At 60.7% G+C, this 14,203-nt stretch carries 10 protein-coding genes; 4 read left to right on the forward strand and 6 right to left on the reverse strand.

Annotated features, from left to right (window positions below; genetic code table 11):
• Positions 1-71: 71 nt before the first annotated feature.
• The gene (gene trmL / locus ACNQPL_RS23480) at positions 72-533 is read right to left on the reverse strand and encodes a tRNA (uridine(34)/cytosine(34)/5-carboxymethylaminomethyluridine(34)-2'-O)-methyltransferase TrmL (protein WP_008093177.1); all 462 of its coding nucleotides are present in this window, start codon (positions 531-533) and stop codon (positions 72-74) included.
• Here trmL and ACNQPL_RS23485 point away from each other — a divergent pair.
• Positions 532-969, forward strand: coding sequence for a hypothetical protein (locus ACNQPL_RS23485; protein ID WP_346614113.1), 438 nt, complete (start codon positions 532-534; stop codon positions 967-969). The genes trmL and ACNQPL_RS23485 overlap by 2 nt on opposite strands.
• A 362-nt stretch (positions 970-1,331) precedes the next feature.
• Here the strand turns inward: ACNQPL_RS23485 and ntrC are convergent, their stop codons facing one another.
• The 4 genes from ntrC to glnA form a co-directional block, all read right to left on the reverse strand.
• Entirely contained in the window at positions 1,332-2,768 is a 1,437-nt protein-coding gene (gene ntrC, locus ACNQPL_RS23490; RefSeq protein ID WP_346614112.1) for a nitrogen regulation protein NR(I), read from the reverse strand.
• Complete coding sequence (gene glnL / locus ACNQPL_RS23495; protein ID WP_346614111.1) at positions 2,768-3,850, reverse strand: nitrogen regulation protein NR(II); 1,083 nt, start codon at positions 3,848-3,850, stop codon at positions 2,768-2,770. The genes ntrC and glnL overlap by 1 nt, the downstream gene beginning before the upstream one ends.
• 255 nt (positions 3,851-4,105) lie before the next feature.
• Positions 4,106-4,648 carry a chorismate mutase gene (locus ACNQPL_RS23500; RefSeq protein ID WP_416468041.1) on the reverse strand — a complete coding sequence of 181 codons (543 nt, stop codon included), beginning with the start codon at positions 4,646-4,648 and terminating at the stop codon, positions 4,106-4,108.
• 151 nt (positions 4,649-4,799) lie between these two features.
• Entirely contained in the window at positions 4,800-6,206 is a 1,407-nt protein-coding gene (gene glnA / locus ACNQPL_RS23505; RefSeq protein ID WP_008095432.1) for a type I glutamate--ammonia ligase, read from the reverse strand.
• A 473-nt stretch (positions 6,207-6,679) separates the two neighbouring features.
• Between glnA and thiI the strand changes: the two genes are divergently transcribed.
• Both thiI and typA read left to right on the forward strand, forming a co-directional pair.
• A complete protein-coding gene (thiI, locus tag ACNQPL_RS23510) occupies positions 6,680-8,134 on the forward strand; it encodes a tRNA uracil 4-sulfurtransferase ThiI (RefSeq protein WP_346614109.1) in 1,455 nt (484 codons plus the stop codon).
• A 126-nt stretch (positions 8,135-8,260) separates the two neighbouring features.
• Complete coding sequence (typA, locus tag ACNQPL_RS23515) at positions 8,261-10,084, forward strand: translational GTPase TypA (protein ID WP_346614108.1); 1,824 nt, start codon at positions 8,261-8,263, stop codon at positions 10,082-10,084.
• Between the two features lie 939 nt (positions 10,085-11,023).
• Here typA and ACNQPL_RS23520 read toward each other — a convergent pair.
• Positions 11,024-11,428: a YkgJ family cysteine cluster protein gene (locus tag ACNQPL_RS23520; protein WP_346614106.1), complete on the reverse strand. Its 405-nt coding sequence runs from the start codon at positions 11,426-11,428 to the stop codon at positions 11,024-11,026.
• 186 nt (positions 11,429-11,614) lie between these two features.
• Here ACNQPL_RS23520 and ACNQPL_RS23525 point away from each other — a divergent pair, with 186 nt between their 5' ends.
• A complete protein-coding gene (locus ACNQPL_RS23525) occupies positions 11,615-14,065 on the forward strand; it encodes a glycogen/starch/alpha-glucan phosphorylase (protein WP_346614105.1) in 2,451 nt (816 codons plus the stop codon).
• The last annotated feature ends 138 nt before the right edge of the window (positions 14,066-14,203 follow it).

A 14,203-nucleotide genomic window follows, 5' to 3' on the forward strand; every position in this document is an offset into this window, starting at 1 on the left:
ACATTGAACTGTGTACGCCAAACCCTTGTGGGAGCCGGCTTGCCGGCGATGAGGCCGGAGCAGGCAGTGCATCAGCTCCCGGCAAAGCCCTGCTGGCGCCAGGCTTCATACACCGTAACCGCGACAGTGTTGGACAGGTTCAGGCTCCGGCACCCGGGCCGCATCGGCAGGCGCAGGCGCTGTTCAGCCGGCAGGCTGTCCAGCACCTCGGCGGGCAGGCCGCGGCTCTCCGGCCCGAACAGGAAGGCATCGCCGGGCTGGTAGGCGACTTCATGAAATGGGTGCGAGCCCTTGGTGGTAAAGGCGAACAGCCGCGGGTTGCCCAGACTCTCCAGGCATCCGGCCAGGCTTTCGTGGCGCTTGAGCGTGGCATACTCGTGGTAGTCCAGCCCCGCGCGGCGCAGCCGTTTGTCGTCCAGCTCGAAGCTGATCGGTTCGATCAGGTGCAGGTCGCAACCGCTGTTGGCGCAGAGGCGAATGATATTGCCGGTATTCGGCGGAATTTCAGGTTGAAAAAGGATGACGTGAAACATGCACGGCTCCAAGCATGAAGATGGCGAACATTCTACCCCCGAACCCGAGTCGCGTTCGAAGGGCTTGCCGCGTGTGATGCTTTCGCTGGCGATCGTCGGCGTGATGGTCGGCCTGATGATCGGCCGCCTCACCGCCCCCGAAGAGCGCATGCTCGAGCAGGTGGAGGTGGTGCAGGATGGGTTGGACCTGTGGTTCGACGACGAGCCGAAGCTGCATGGCGAGAATGTCGAGGGGACCGTCGCCGTACTGTTCCAGGCCGAGGGCAAAGCCCAACGCGGGCAGTTGAGCCTGCAGGGCAAGCCGGTGAGCTGGCGCGTGCAGAAGAGCAAGGAAGGGTTGCTGCTGACCGTGGTGGCTGCGCGCCCTCTGCAGGGCGAATGGGCCGGTGCAGAGGACGCTGGGCGTTGGCGGGTGCAGGTGAGGCTGCACGAATAAAAGAGGGGATTTCCCGGCCTGCCTGTACCAGGGTCCCCCAAAAGCGGGAGCGACTGCGTGTAAAAGAGGGGATGTCCCGGCCTGCCTGTACCGAGGTCCCCGAAAGCTGGAGCAACTGCATATAAAAGAGGGGTTCACCCGGCCTGCCTGTACCAGGGCCCCCGAAACTGGGTATGTACTAGCTATTGCAGGGGGCGTGCCATTTTTTCCAGGCCTGTGAATACTGGCCTTTGAGGGGGATTTGGCCGGTTTTAGAGGGGATTTGTGCCTTGGGGCGGTGCAGAGGGCACAGCTTCGGTGCATGCGCCTGAAACGGCTGGGGCCGCATAGCGGCCCCAGAGGTCTATCTGAATGACGAGGCGTCAGTGGTCATCGCCCTCATCGTCATCTCCACCATCCACGTTCATCCCCAGTTCCTTGATCTTGCGCGTCAGGGTATTGCGCCCCCAGCCAAGCAGCACAGCCGCATCACGGCGACGCCCGGCCGTGTGCTTGAGCGCCGTCTCGATCATGATCCGTTCAAAGCTGGGTACCGCGCTGTCGAGCAGGTTCGACTGCCCGCGGGCCAAGGCCTGGTCGGCCCACTGGCGCAGGGCTTGCTCCCAGTTGGTCACTGGTGCAGCGTCCTGCGGCAGGTTGAGCAGTTCCGGTGGCAGGTCGCCGATCAGCACTTCGCGGCTGGAGGCCATCACGGTAATCCAGCGGCAGGTGTTCTCCAGCTGGCGAACGTTGCCGGGCCAAGGCAAGTTGCGGATGAATTCTTCGGTTTCCGGCTTGAGCAGTTTCGGCTCGACGGCCAGCTCCTGCGCGGCGCGGCCGAGGAAGTGGCGGGCGAGGGCAGGGATGTCCTCGCGACGGTCGGCCAGGCGCGGAATATGGATGCGAATCACGTTGAGGCGGTGGAACAAGTCCTCACGGAACTTGCCGGCTTGTACCAGCAGTTCGAGGTTCTGGTGCGTGGCGGCGATGATTCGCACATCGACCTTCACCGGCACATGGCCGCCCACGCGATAGAACTCGCCATCGGCCAGTACCCGCAGCAGGCGAGTCTGGGTGTCGGCCGGCATGTCGCCGATTTCGTCGAGGAACAGCGTGCCGCCATCGGCCTGCTCGAAGCGGCCGCGGCGCAGGTTGGCTGCGCCAGTGAAAGCCCCTTTCTCGTGGCCGAACAGCTCCGACTCCATCAGGTCTTTCGGGATGGCCGCCATGTTCAAGGCAATGAACGGCGATGCCGCACGCGGGCTGTGGCGGTGCAGGGCGTGGGCGACCAGTTCCTTGCCGGTACCCGATTCGCCATTGATCAGCACGGTAATGTTGGAGTGGCTCAAGCGACCGATGGCGCGGAACACCTCCTGCATCGCCGGTGCTTCACCGATGATTTCCGGCGTGCGGGCCAGCGCCTGGGGCACGTCGAGGCCTTGTTGTTCCTGGGAATGCTGGTTGGCGCGCTTGACCAGCGACACCGCTTCATCGACGTCGAACGGTTTCGGCAGGTACTCGAACGCACCGCCCTGGTACGACGCCACCGCGCTGTCCAGGTCGGAATGGGCTGTCATGATGATGACCGGCAGGCGCGGGTGCTGCTCGCGAATCTGCGCCAGCAGGTCGAGGCCACTGGCACCGGGCATACGGATGTCGGAAATGATCACGTCCGGCTGCTGCCGAGCCAGGCGGCCCATCACGCCATCGGCGCTGTCGAAGCTCTGGGTGGTCATGCCTTCCTGTTGCAGGGCTTTTTCCAGGACCCAGCGGATGGAGCGATCATCATCGACGATCCAAACGGTTTCACTTCGGCTCATTAGGCGGTGGCTCCTTGTTCCAGGGGCAGGAAGATCGAGAAGGCAGTGTGCCCGGCGTGGCTTTCACACTCGATCAGGCCCTGGTGCTGGCTGATGATGTTCTGGGTAATGGCCAGGCCCAGCCCGGTACCGTCCGGGCGGCCACTGACCATGGGATAGAAGAGGGTGTCCTGCAGTTCACTGGGAATGCCTGGGCCGTTGTCGATGATCTCGACCCGGGCCACCAGGCGGTGGCGCACGTGGCCGATGGTGAACTGGCGCATCGCCCGGCTGCGCAGTGTGATACGGCCCAGACGCAGCTCGTTCTGCGAGCTGATCGCCTGCATGGCGTTGCGCACGATATTCAGCACTGCCTGGATCATCTGCTCGCGGTCGATCAGCACGTCCGGCAGGCTCGGGTCGTAATCGCGCACCAACGTGATGCAGCCTTGGCTTTCGGCGTCGACCAGGCTGCAGACCCGCTCCAGCACTTCGTGAATGTTGGTCATGGCCAGCGACGGCAGCTTGTTCGAGCCGAGCATACGGTCGACCAGGTTACGCAGGCGGTCGGCCTCTTCGATGATCACATTGGTGTAGTCGCGCAGCCCGTCTTCGGGCAGTTCGCGGGCCAGCAATTGTGCAGCGCCACGGATGCCGCCGAGCGGGTTCTTGATCTCGTGGGCCAGGCCGCGCACCAGCATCTTGGTGGTTTCCTGCTTGCTCAGCTGGGCCTCTTCCTTGGTGATGCGCAGCAGGCGGTCGCGCGGGTGCACCTCGAGCAGCAGCAAGGTATTGCCTTGGTGCAGGATCGGCGTCACGGCGTAGTCGACGGTGATGGTCTGCCCAGTCAACGACGTGAGCTGCGCTTCGCGCTTGGTGAACGGGTGTGCGTGTTCGACGGCCTGGCGCAGCGAATTGAGCGCTTCGGTCGATTCAGTGAACAGCTCACTGATGAATTGCCCATGGCTACGCTGCCCGCTCACCGCCAGCAGCATTTCCGCAGCCGGGTTCATGTACTCCAGGCGCAGCTCGGCGTTGAGCAGGAGCGTGGCGGTGGTCAGGTTGTCCAGAAGCAGACGGTGCTGTGCATCGCTGATGGTCATAAGGTGTCGTTGACCTCTTTTGGCGCTGGCTGGTCCTTGGTCGGGCCAAGGACGAGCGCGCTATGGATCCGCTGATGCCTGGAAAATGCAAGAAACAAACCAAGGCTCCGAAAAGAAGCGGGATTCCTTGATAAAGACCTGTTATTGCGCTTATTCGGATCAGAATCTGCTGATTTACCGTTTCACGTGACCTGTTTTGGGATGGTTAGCGGCGGGATTGAGGGCGTTATGCACCAATATAGAGCATCTGCGTTGCTAGTGTTCGACACACAATTGCGTGGTGGCGCGCACAAGCGCCTGGTGGCGTACAGGGTCGTTGGTGCGTCCCGCCAAGGCGTGAGCGAGTGCTTGCCTGCAGTCGGGATATTTGTGCCTGTCAAAGCGGGCCAGTTTGAACAGTAGCGTCGCCTGAAGTTTGTCCAGGCGGGGGCGAATCTGGCTGGCGAGGTCGAGCGGTGCAGCGGGCGGTCGTTGCCCAAGCACTGTCCAGCGGTCGCGCAGGGTGTACTGGATGAGCTTGTTGGCCTCGATCTGGTCAGCGAAGAACGCAGCGGCGCGCTCGGGGCTCAGGTCGTAGTCGGGTGCCATCTCCTGGACACCCGACAGCACCTGTCGCTCCCGTTCGGGGGCTTCCACGGGCAGGTGGTTGTCCCATTTGTGCACCGCGACCGAGGTGGCCAGGTCCAGGCGCTGCTCGATACTGGTCAGCAGGGGCTGAAAGTCTGGTTCGGAAGGTGATGATGCCTGGCAGCCAAGAAGGCCGAATGTGATGACGAGTGCGATGGTGGTGCGTTGCATGGTGATCTCCTTATGCATGGAGACCTGATTGTGGGTTGGGTGACGCATTCTGCTTGTAGGACACGTCCGATTCGGACGATCGCAAAAACAAAAACGGCCTTCAGAAGAAGGCCGTTTCCGGTGATTTCATCGACGCCAGGCGCCGATTGGATCAGCAGCTGTAGTACAGCTCGTATTCCAGCGGGTGCACGAAGGTGCGGACCTTGATCTCTTCTTCCGACTTCAGCTCGATGAAGGCATCGATGAAGTCATCGGAGAACACGCCGCCCTTGGTCAGGAACGCACGGCCTTTATCCAGCTCTTCCAGAGCTTCTTTCAGGCTGCCGCACACTTGCGGGATGTCTTTGGCCTCTTCCGGCGGCAGATCGTACAGGTTCTTGTCGGCAGCATCGCCTGGGTGGATCTTGTTCTGGATACCGTCGAGGCCAGCCATCAGCAGGGCCGCGAAAGCCAGGTACGGGTTGGCCGATGGGTCCGGGAAACGCGCTTCGATACGGCGGGCTTTCGGGCTGCCGACGTAAGGAATACGGATCGAGGCGGAACGGTTGCGTGCCGAGTAGGCCAGCATTACCGGGGCTTCGAAGCCTGGGACCAGACGCTTGTAGGAGTTGGTCGACGGGTTGGTGAAGCCGTTCAGGGCCTTACCGTGCTTGATGATGCCGCCGATGAAGTACAGAGCGGTGTCGGACAGGCCGGCATAGCCTTCACCCGAGAAGGTGTTCTTGCCGTCTTTCCAGATCGACATGTGCACGTGCATGCCCGAGCCGTTATCGCCGTACAGTGGCTTCGGCATGAAGGTGGCGGTACGGCCGTAAGCGTCGGCAACGTTGTGCACGACGTATTTCAGGGCCTGCACTTCGTCAGCTTTCTTCACCAGGGTGTTGAACTTGACGCCGATTTCGTTCTGGCCGGCAGTCGCCACTTCGTGGTGGTGAACTTCAACGGTCTGGCCCATTTCTTCCAGTGCGTTGCACATGGCAGTACGGATTTCGTGGTCGTGGTCGAACGGCGGAACCGGGAAGTAGCCACCTTTAACGCCCGGACGGTGGCCTTTGTTGCCGCCTTCCACGTCAGCGCCAGTCATCCACGAGCCTTGCTCGGAGAAGATCTTGAACATCGAGCCGGAGATGTCCGACTGGAACTTCACTTCGTCGAAGATGAAGAACTCTGGCTCTGGGCCGGCGAATACGGTGTCACCGATGCCGGTGCTCTTCAGGTACTCTTCGGCGCGCTTGGCGATGCCGCGTGGGTCACGGTCGTAGCCCTGCATGCTCGACGGGTCGACGATGTCGCAGGTGATGATCAGGGTCGGCTCTTCGGTGAACGGGTCCAGTACGGCGGTGTCGTCGACCGGCATCAGGATCATGTCGGAGGCTTCGATGCCTTTCCAGCCAGCGATGGAGGAGCCGTCGAACATCTTGCCGACTTCGAAGAAGTCTTCGTCCAGGCCATCACGCGCTGGCATGGTCACGTGATGCTGAATGCCTTTGGTGTCCGTGAAACGCAGATCAATCCACTTGACGTCATGATCTTTGATGAGTTGAACCGACTTCGACATATTGTCCTCCGGATGGTCTAGGGCGCAGTTGGCCGCTGCCCTGCAAAAAGGGTGTTGCCGGGCGCGGATAGTCGGCCAAGCTTACCTGCCTCACAAGGGAGCAAATTGCATGCCAGTGCCCGAAAATGGCGAGCGCGGGATAAAAAGGGGCGTTTGCGGGCATCGAGCGGTGTAGTGCTGGCAAAAAATGCACTCTTAAGATGCGGATTTTGGCGTGTGCGCACCAATGCGGTGCGTTAGCTGGTTTTTGTGCTTCCTTAAAGGGCCTCATCGCCGGCAAGCCGGGTGCCAGAAGGTCACCACATGCCTCAAGACCTGCGCCATGCCCTGTGGGAGCCGGCTTGCCGGCGATGAGGCCGGTGCGGGCAAACATAAAATCCAACCTTCTGTACAAAAGTTGGTCAAATCCTGAGCAATTTCCGATATAATTCGCGCCCCTCATTTTCGGCAGGCCCTGCGCGCGCTGTTAACCAATGAAACTTATCGTCAAAGTCTTCCCAGAAATCACCATCAAGAGCCGGCCGGTGCGCAAGCGCTTCATCCGCCAGCTCAGCAAGAACATCCGCAACGTGCTCAAGGACCTCGATCCTGAGCTCGCGGTCGATGGTGTCTGGGACAATCTCGAAGTGGTTACCCGCGTCGAGGACGAGAAGGTCCAGCGCGAGATGATCGAGCGCCTCGCCTGCACGCCGGGTATTACCCATTTCCTGCAGGTCGAGGAATACCCGCTGGGCGACTTCGACGACATCGTCGCCAAGTGCAAGCACCATTTCGGCCACCTGCTGGCCGGCAAGCACTTCGCCGTACGCTGCAAACGCGGCGGCCATCACGACTTCACCTCGATGGATGTCGACCGCTACGTCGGCAGCCAGCTGCGTCAGCAGTGCGGCGCCGCCGGCATCGAGCTGAAGAACCCGCAAGTGCTGGTGCGCATCGAAATCCGCAACCAGCGCCTGTACGTGATCCATAACCAGCACCAGGGCATTGGCGGCTATCCGCTGGGCGCCCTGGAGCAGACCCTGGTGTTGATGTCCGGTGGCTTCGACTCCACCGTGGCCGCCTACCAGATGATGCGCCGCGGCCTGATGACCCACTTCTGCTTCTTCAACCTCGGCGGCCGTGCCCACGAGCTGGGCGTGATGGAAGTGGCCCACTACCTGTGGAAAAAGTACGGCAGCAGCCAGCGCGTGCTGTTCATCAGCGTGCCGTTCGAAGAAGTGGTCGGCGAGATCCTCAACAAGGTCGACAACAGCTACATGGGCGTGACCCTCAAGCGCATGATGCTGCGCGGTGCGGCGCACATGGCCGACCGTCTGCAAATCGACGCGCTGGTGACCGGCGAAGCGATTTCCCAGGTGTCGAGCCAGACGCTGCCGAACCTGTCGATCATCGATTCGGCCACCGACAAGCTGGTGCTGCGCCCGTTGCTGGCAAGCCACAAGCAGGACATCATTGACCAGGCCACCGAAATCGGCACCGCCGATTTCGCCAAGCACATGCCTGAATACTGCGGTGTGATCTCGGTAAACCCGACCACTCACGCCAAGCGTCACCGCATGGAGCATGAAGAAAAGCAATTCGACATGGCCGTGCTGGAGCGTGCTCTCGAACGTGCCAAGTTCATCTCGATCGACCACGTGATCGACGAGCTGGGCAAGGACATCGAGGTCGAGGAAGTACGCGAAGCGCTGCCAGGCCAGATCGTCATCGACATCCGTCACCCCGATGCCCAGGAAGACCAACCTTTGGTAATCGATGGCGTTGAAGTCCAGGTGATGCCGTTTTACGCGATCAACAGCAAGTTCAAGCAGCTGGATGAAACCCGCCAGTACTTGCTGTATTGCGACAAGGGTGTGATGAGCCGTTTGCACGCACACCACCTGCTCAGTGAGGGACATGCCAATGTGCGTGTTTATCGTCCGACATAAGACGCCAGGGCTGTATGGCGGCAGCATCCGCCATCGCCCTCCCGACCGCCGGGCCCGCTGAGCCTTTTACCTTCATATTGGCCGCCTAGACTGGCGGCAACCGAATCCTCTGATCGAGATACAGTTGTGATCGAAAATCTGCGTAACATCGCCATCATCGCCCACGTTGACCATGGTAAAACCACCCTGGTCGACAAACTCCTGCGCCAGTCCGGCACTCTGGAGCGTAACGAGCTCAACGACGAGCGCGTGATGGACTCCAACGACCAGGAAAAAGAGCGCGGCATTACCATTCTGGCGAAAAACACCGCCATCAACTGGAACGGCTACCACATCAACATCGTCGACACCCCCGGCCACGCCGACTTCGGTGGCGAGGTTGAGCGTGTAATGTCGATGGTCGACTCCGTGCTGCTGCTGGTCGACGCCCAGGACGGCCCGATGCCGCAAACCCGCTTCGTGACCAAGAAGGCTTTCGAAGCTGGCCTGAAGCCGATCGTCGTGATCAACAAGGTCGACCGTCCGGGCGCGCGTCCTGACTGGGTTCTGGACCAGATCTTCGACCTGTTCGACAACCTCGGTGCCACCGACGAACAGCTGGACTTCAAAGTCGTCTACGCCTCGGCCCTGAACGGCATTGCCGGTCTGGACCACACCGCAATGGGCGAAGACATGACTGCCCTGTACCAGGCTGTCATCGACCACGTTCCAGCGCCAGCTGTTGACCGTGACGGCCCGTTCCAGATGCAGATCTCCGCACTGGACTACAACAGCTTCCTGGGTGTTATCGGTGTTGGCCGTATTGCCCGTGGTCGCATCAAGCCGAACACCCCGGTTGTCGCCATCGACGCTGACGGCAAGAAGCGTAACGGCCGTATCCTCAAGCTGATGGGCCACCACGGCCTGCACCGCGTGGATGTCGAAGAAGCCCAGGCGGGCGACATCGTCTGCATCAGCGGTTTCGACGAGCTGTTCATCTCCGACACCCTGTGCGACCCGACTGCCGTTGAGGCAATGAAGCCGCTGACCGTTGACGAGCCTACCGTTTCGATGACCTTCCAGGTCAACGACTCGCCGTTCTGCGGCAAGGAAGGCAAGTTCGTCACCAGCCGTAACATCAAGGACCGTCTGGACAAAGAGCTGCTGTACAACGTAGCCCTGCGCGTTGAAGAAACCGACTCCCCAGACAAGTTCAAGGTCTCGGGCCGTGGTGAGCTGCACCTCTCGGTACTGATCGAAACCATGCGTCGCGAAGGCTTCGAATTGGCCCTGGGTCGTCCGGAAGTGATCATCCGTGAAGTGGACGGCGTGAAGCAGGAACCGTTCGAAAACGTCACCATCGACATCCCTGAAGATTCGCAGGGCAAGGTCATGGAAGAGATGGGTCTGCGTAAAGGCGACCTGACCAACATGGTCCCGGATGGCAAGGGCCGTGTACGCCTGGAGTACAACATTCCGGCTCGTGGTCTGATCGGTTTCCGTAACCAGTTCCTCACCCTGACCAACGGTGCAGGCATCCTGACTTCGATCTTCGATCGCTACGATGCAGTGAAGTCCGGCCACATGTCCGGCCGTCAGAACGGCGTACTGGTTTCGGTCGAAACCGGCAAGGCGCTGACCTACTCGCTGGAAACCCTGCAGGCGCGTGGCAAGCTGTTCGTCGAGCACGGTCAAGAGATCTACAACGGTCAGATCATCGGCCAGAACAGCCGCGACAACGACCTGGGCGTCAACCCTACCAAGGGCAAGAAGCTCGACAACATGCGTGCTTCGGGTAAAGACGAAGTCATCGCCCTGGTTCCGCCTGTTCGCTTTACCCTGGAACAGGCTCTGGAATACATCCAGGAAGACGAGCTGTGCGAAGTAACGCCGAAGTCCATTCGTCTTCGCAAGAAGATCCTGGACGAAAGCGAGCGTACCCGCGCTGCCAAGAAAGCCAAGAACAGCTGAGTTAGTTCTGGCTGAATGAAAACGCCCCCGGTCGAAAGGCCGGGGGCGTTTTTTTTTGCCCTTGTTGCACCGTGTTTCACCGGAAGTAATTGCTAACTAAGCAGTTTTTGGCAATGGCTATAGCCCCCAGTACCCTGCGTACTGAAAGTTTTAATGGGGCTGAGGATGAAGGGCAAGAGGTGGAAAGATCATTTGGCACGCGGCGAGATTCATGTAGCGGGAGTTGCGTGGAGCCTGCTTCACCTGCGTCCCGGCTCGCTTCACGTGGTTATCCCAGAGCATTCCACCCAAGGCTCGCAAGTAGTGACGCTCGCGATACAGTACTCAAGCCACTGCGTCAGTTACGGGCCGAAACAAGGCGCTGAGCTAGATTTTGAGGCGATTGGGGTCGAGCACATGCTGATCGACCACAGAGGAATTCGTCGGGCATTTTGTCCAGGGCGCTACAAGTTGTCTATCCAGCTGCCCAGCATCCTGGCGTCACTTGCGGATCGGCAATGCCTTTTCACGGGGCACAGCAACTGGCTGACCTTGGAGGGGCATCAGTTCGGCTATCCAGAAGGGAGCTGCTACGAGGTCTATTTCAGCCTTCGTCGTGAAGCTGCACTAAACCTGACGGTATATGTTGAAAGTGCCTACGTGCGAGATGCCGGCCATCCTTCTCATCGTCCGGTACGCTTTAAGCGACATGAGAAAATAAAGGGCTGGCTACTGATGTTGAAGAAGCTGAGAAATGAGCCTATTCGACGGCCTGTGAAGCGGTTGCTACCTGTAGAAATACGAAACCCCCGGTTAACGGGGGTCGTATCGCGGATGCCCTTAGGGATTTCTCCCATCAACCGGCACGGCCGGAACCAGGTGGCGGCGTCTAGACACTTCCCGAAGGAAGCTCCGTGTACATCAAGACGGTTAAAAGTCTATTGGGTCTCAGTGGGCTCGTCAACGTCCGGGTGCTTTCGGCTTGTAAGCACAATACCCCGGGCGTGGCCCGATCTTCGGGTGATTGCGGCAGGTATCCGGGCGCTTGTCATAAATGGTGCACAGGCGGCTCTTGCGATCCAGATACATGCAGTCATCGTTGCTCATCCGGGTCAGGGTGAAGATCCCCGACTTCTGGTTGAAGCGTTCGATGATGCCTTCCTTCTGCAGGCGTTTGGCCACGTTTTTTGGCGGCTCGTCCTTTTCGAACTCGTCCACCACGCCAATGCGGATCAGGTCTTTGATCTTCACTTCCACGGGCAGCGTGCAGCAGGTCGAATGGCAGCCTCCGCACATATGGCTGGCATAGCGCTGCCAGGTTTCCAGGCGGTCGACTTCGGCCGCGGCAATCAGGGTCGTTTTCATCGTTATAGGTGGTGGATCACGGTCTTGGGGCGCGCGATGATACCGGAGTTGTTCAATTTGTGAACAACCTTTTGCCGGATTGGCAAAGTGGGCATGAAAACTGCGAACCGAGACTGTCACTCCCTGTCGAAGGGTCTAGTCTCAACACTCCCCCTGCGCTTTCGTCAACTTGCCCGAGGATGCCGTATGTCCCAGGAACCCAAAGCACGTGATGCCGAGGTGGCCGATTTTCGTGCCGCTGTACTGGACAAACTTACCTATGCAGTCGGCAAGGACCCTGAGCATGCCTTCGACCACGACTGGTTCGAAGCCATTGCGCTGGCTGCCCGCGATCACATGGTCGACCACTGGATGGACCACACCCGTCAGGCCTATAGACGCAGCCAGAAGCGGGTGTATTACCTCTCCCTTGAATTCCTCATCGGCCGCCTGCTGTATGACAGCCTGAGCAACCTGGGCTTGCTGGACATCGCCCGCGATGCGCTGGAAGGGCTGGATGTGGACCTGGAACGCATTCGCCTGCTTGAGCCGGACGCCGCTCTAGGCAATGGTGGGCTGGGGCGTCTGGCAGCCTGTTTCATGGAAAGCATGTCGACCCTGGGCATTGCCGCCCATGGTTACGGCATCCGTTACGAGCACGGGCTGTTCCGCCAGGCCATGGTCGATGGCTGGCAGCAGGAGCAGACCGAGAATTGGCTGGATTTCGGCAACCCCTGGGAGTTCGAGCGCGCCGAGGTGATCTACCCGATCAGCTTTGGCGGTAGCGTCGAAACGGTGCACGACGCCCACGGCCAGCAGCGTCAGGTCTGGTCGCCGGGCGAAACGGTGCGGGCGGTTGCCTATGACACGCCGGTGGTCGGCTGGCGCGGGTCCAGCGTCAATACCCTGCGCCTGTGGCGTGCACGGGCGCTGGAAGAACTCCACCTGGAGCGTTTCAACGCCGGTGACCACCTGGGGGCGGTGGCGGAAGTCGCGCGCGCCGAAAGTATCTCGCGGGTGCTGTACCCAGCCGACAGTACCGAGGCTGGCCAGGAGCTGCGCCTGCGCCAGGAATACTTCTTTGTCTCGGCATCGCTGCAGGACCTGCTGCGGCGCCACCTGAACATGCACAAGGACCTGCTCAACCTGCCGGATGCGGCGGCGATCCAGCTCAATGACACGCACCCGTCGATTGCCGTGGCCGAACTGATGCGGCTGCTGGTCGACCAGCACGAAATTCCGTGGGAAAAGGCCTGGGAGCTGACCGTCGGTACGTTGGCCTACACCAACCACACCCTGCTGCCCGAAGCCCTTGAAACCTGGCCTGTGGCGCTGATGGAGCGCATGCTCCCGCGGCACATGCAGATCATCTACTTGATCAACGCCTACCATATCGACGCCCTGCGCGCGAAAGGCCTGCACGACTTCGATGTGCTACGGGCAGTGTCGCTGATCGAGGAGGACAACGGCCGCCGGGTGCGCATGGGCAACCTGGCATTCCTCGGCTCGCACAGCGTCAATGGGGTGTCGGCGCTGCACAGCAAGCTGATGAAAAGCACGGTGTTCGCCGAGCTGCACAAGCTCTATCCGCAGCGGATCAACAACAAGACCAACGGCATTACCTTCCGCCGCTGGCTGTACCAGGCCAACCCGCAACTGACCGCGATGCTGGTCGAGGCCCTGGGGCCGGAGCTTCTGGACGACCCCGAGGCGCGCCTGGCAAACCTGGTGCCGTTCGCCGACAAGGGCGGCTTTCGCAAGGCGTTCGCCGCGCAGCGCCTGCACAGCAAGCGCGCGCTGGCCAGCATCATCCAGGACCGCGTGGGGGTTACGGTCAACCCAGAGGCGCTGTTCGATGTGCAGGTCAAGCGCATCCACGAATACAAGCGCCAGCTGCTCAACCTGTTGCACACCGTGGCGCTGTACCAGGCCATACGCAACGACCCCGGTATCAACTGGGTGCCCCGGGTGAAGATCTTCGCCGGCAAGGCGGCGGCCAGCTACCACCAGGCCAAGCTGATCATCAAGCTGGCCAACGACATCGCCCGCGTGGTCAACAACGACCCCACCGTGCGTGGCCTGCTCAAGGTGGTGTTCCTGCCCAACTACAACGTCAGCCTGGCGGAGAGCATCATCCCGGCAGCGGACCTGTCGGAGCAGATCTCCACTGCCGGTTACGAAGCCTCGGGTACCAGCAACATGAAGTTCGGCCTCAATGGCGCGTTGACCATCGGCACCCTGGACGGTGCCAACGTGGAGATGTGCGAACAGGTGGGTGCCGACAACATGTTCATCTTCGGTTTGACTGCGCAGCAGGTCGAGGCGCGCAAGCGTGCCGGCGACTTTGGTGCCAGTGCCGCGATAGCCGCCTCCAACCGCTTGAACGATGTACTGCAGGCGATCCGCAGTGGTGTGTTCTCGCCGGATGACCCTGGGCGCTATGCCGGGCTGATCGACGGGCTGGTGGCGTACGACCGCTTCCTGGTCTGCGCCGATTTCGATGCCTACTGGGATGCCCAGCGGCGCGTCGAGGAGCTGTGGCATACACCGCAGGAGTGGTGGCGCGTTGCAGTGCTGAACACGGCACGGATGGGCTGGTTCTCTTCGGACCGGACCATTCGCGAGTATGCGACCGATATCTGGAAGGCGCTGGATTGAGTGTTGGGGCCGCGGCGCGGCCCAATCGCCGGCAAGCCGGCTCCCACCAGGTCGTGGTTCAGCAGCGTCTGTGGGAGCCGGCTTGCCGGCGATCGGGCTGCAAAGCAGCCCCAACTGACCACCGGCCAGGCCATCGCT

The sequence above is a fragment of the Pseudomonas sp. LFS044 genome, from assembly GCF_047978245.1.
GTDB lineage: Bacteria > Pseudomonadota > Gammaproteobacteria > Pseudomonadales > Pseudomonadaceae > Aquipseudomonas.

Excerpts from the sequence above, each read along its gene's own strand:
- ACNQPL_RS23485 (WP_346614113.1), top strand. The coding sequence starts at position 532 with ATGCACGGCTCCAAGCATGAAGATGGCGAACATTCTACCCCCGAACCC.
- trmL (WP_008093177.1), bottom strand. The coding sequence starts at position 533 with ATGTTTCACGTCATCCTTTTTCAACCTGAAATTCCGCCGAATACCGGC.
- ntrC (WP_346614112.1), bottom strand. The coding sequence starts at position 2,768 with ATGAGCCGAAGTGAAACCGTTTGGATCGTCGATGATGATCGCTCCATC.
- glnL (WP_346614111.1), bottom strand. The coding sequence starts at position 3,850 with ATGACCATCAGCGATGCACAGCACCGTCTGCTTCTGGACAACCTGACC.
- ACNQPL_RS23500 (WP_416468041.1), bottom strand. The coding sequence starts at position 4,648 with ATGCAACGCACCACCATCGCACTCGTCATCACATTCGGCCTTCTTGGC.
- glnA (WP_008095432.1), bottom strand. The coding sequence starts at position 6,206 with ATGTCGAAGTCGGTTCAACTCATCAAAGATCATGACGTCAAGTGGATT.
- thiI (WP_346614109.1), top strand. The coding sequence starts at position 6,680 with ATGAAACTTATCGTCAAAGTCTTCCCAGAAATCACCATCAAGAGCCGG.
- ACNQPL_RS23520 (WP_346614106.1), bottom strand. The coding sequence starts at position 11,428 with ATGAAAACGACCCTGATTGCCGCGGCCGAAGTCGACCGCCTGGAAACC.
- ACNQPL_RS23525 (WP_346614105.1), top strand. The coding sequence starts at position 11,615 with ATGTCCCAGGAACCCAAAGCACGTGATGCCGAGGTGGCCGATTTTCGT.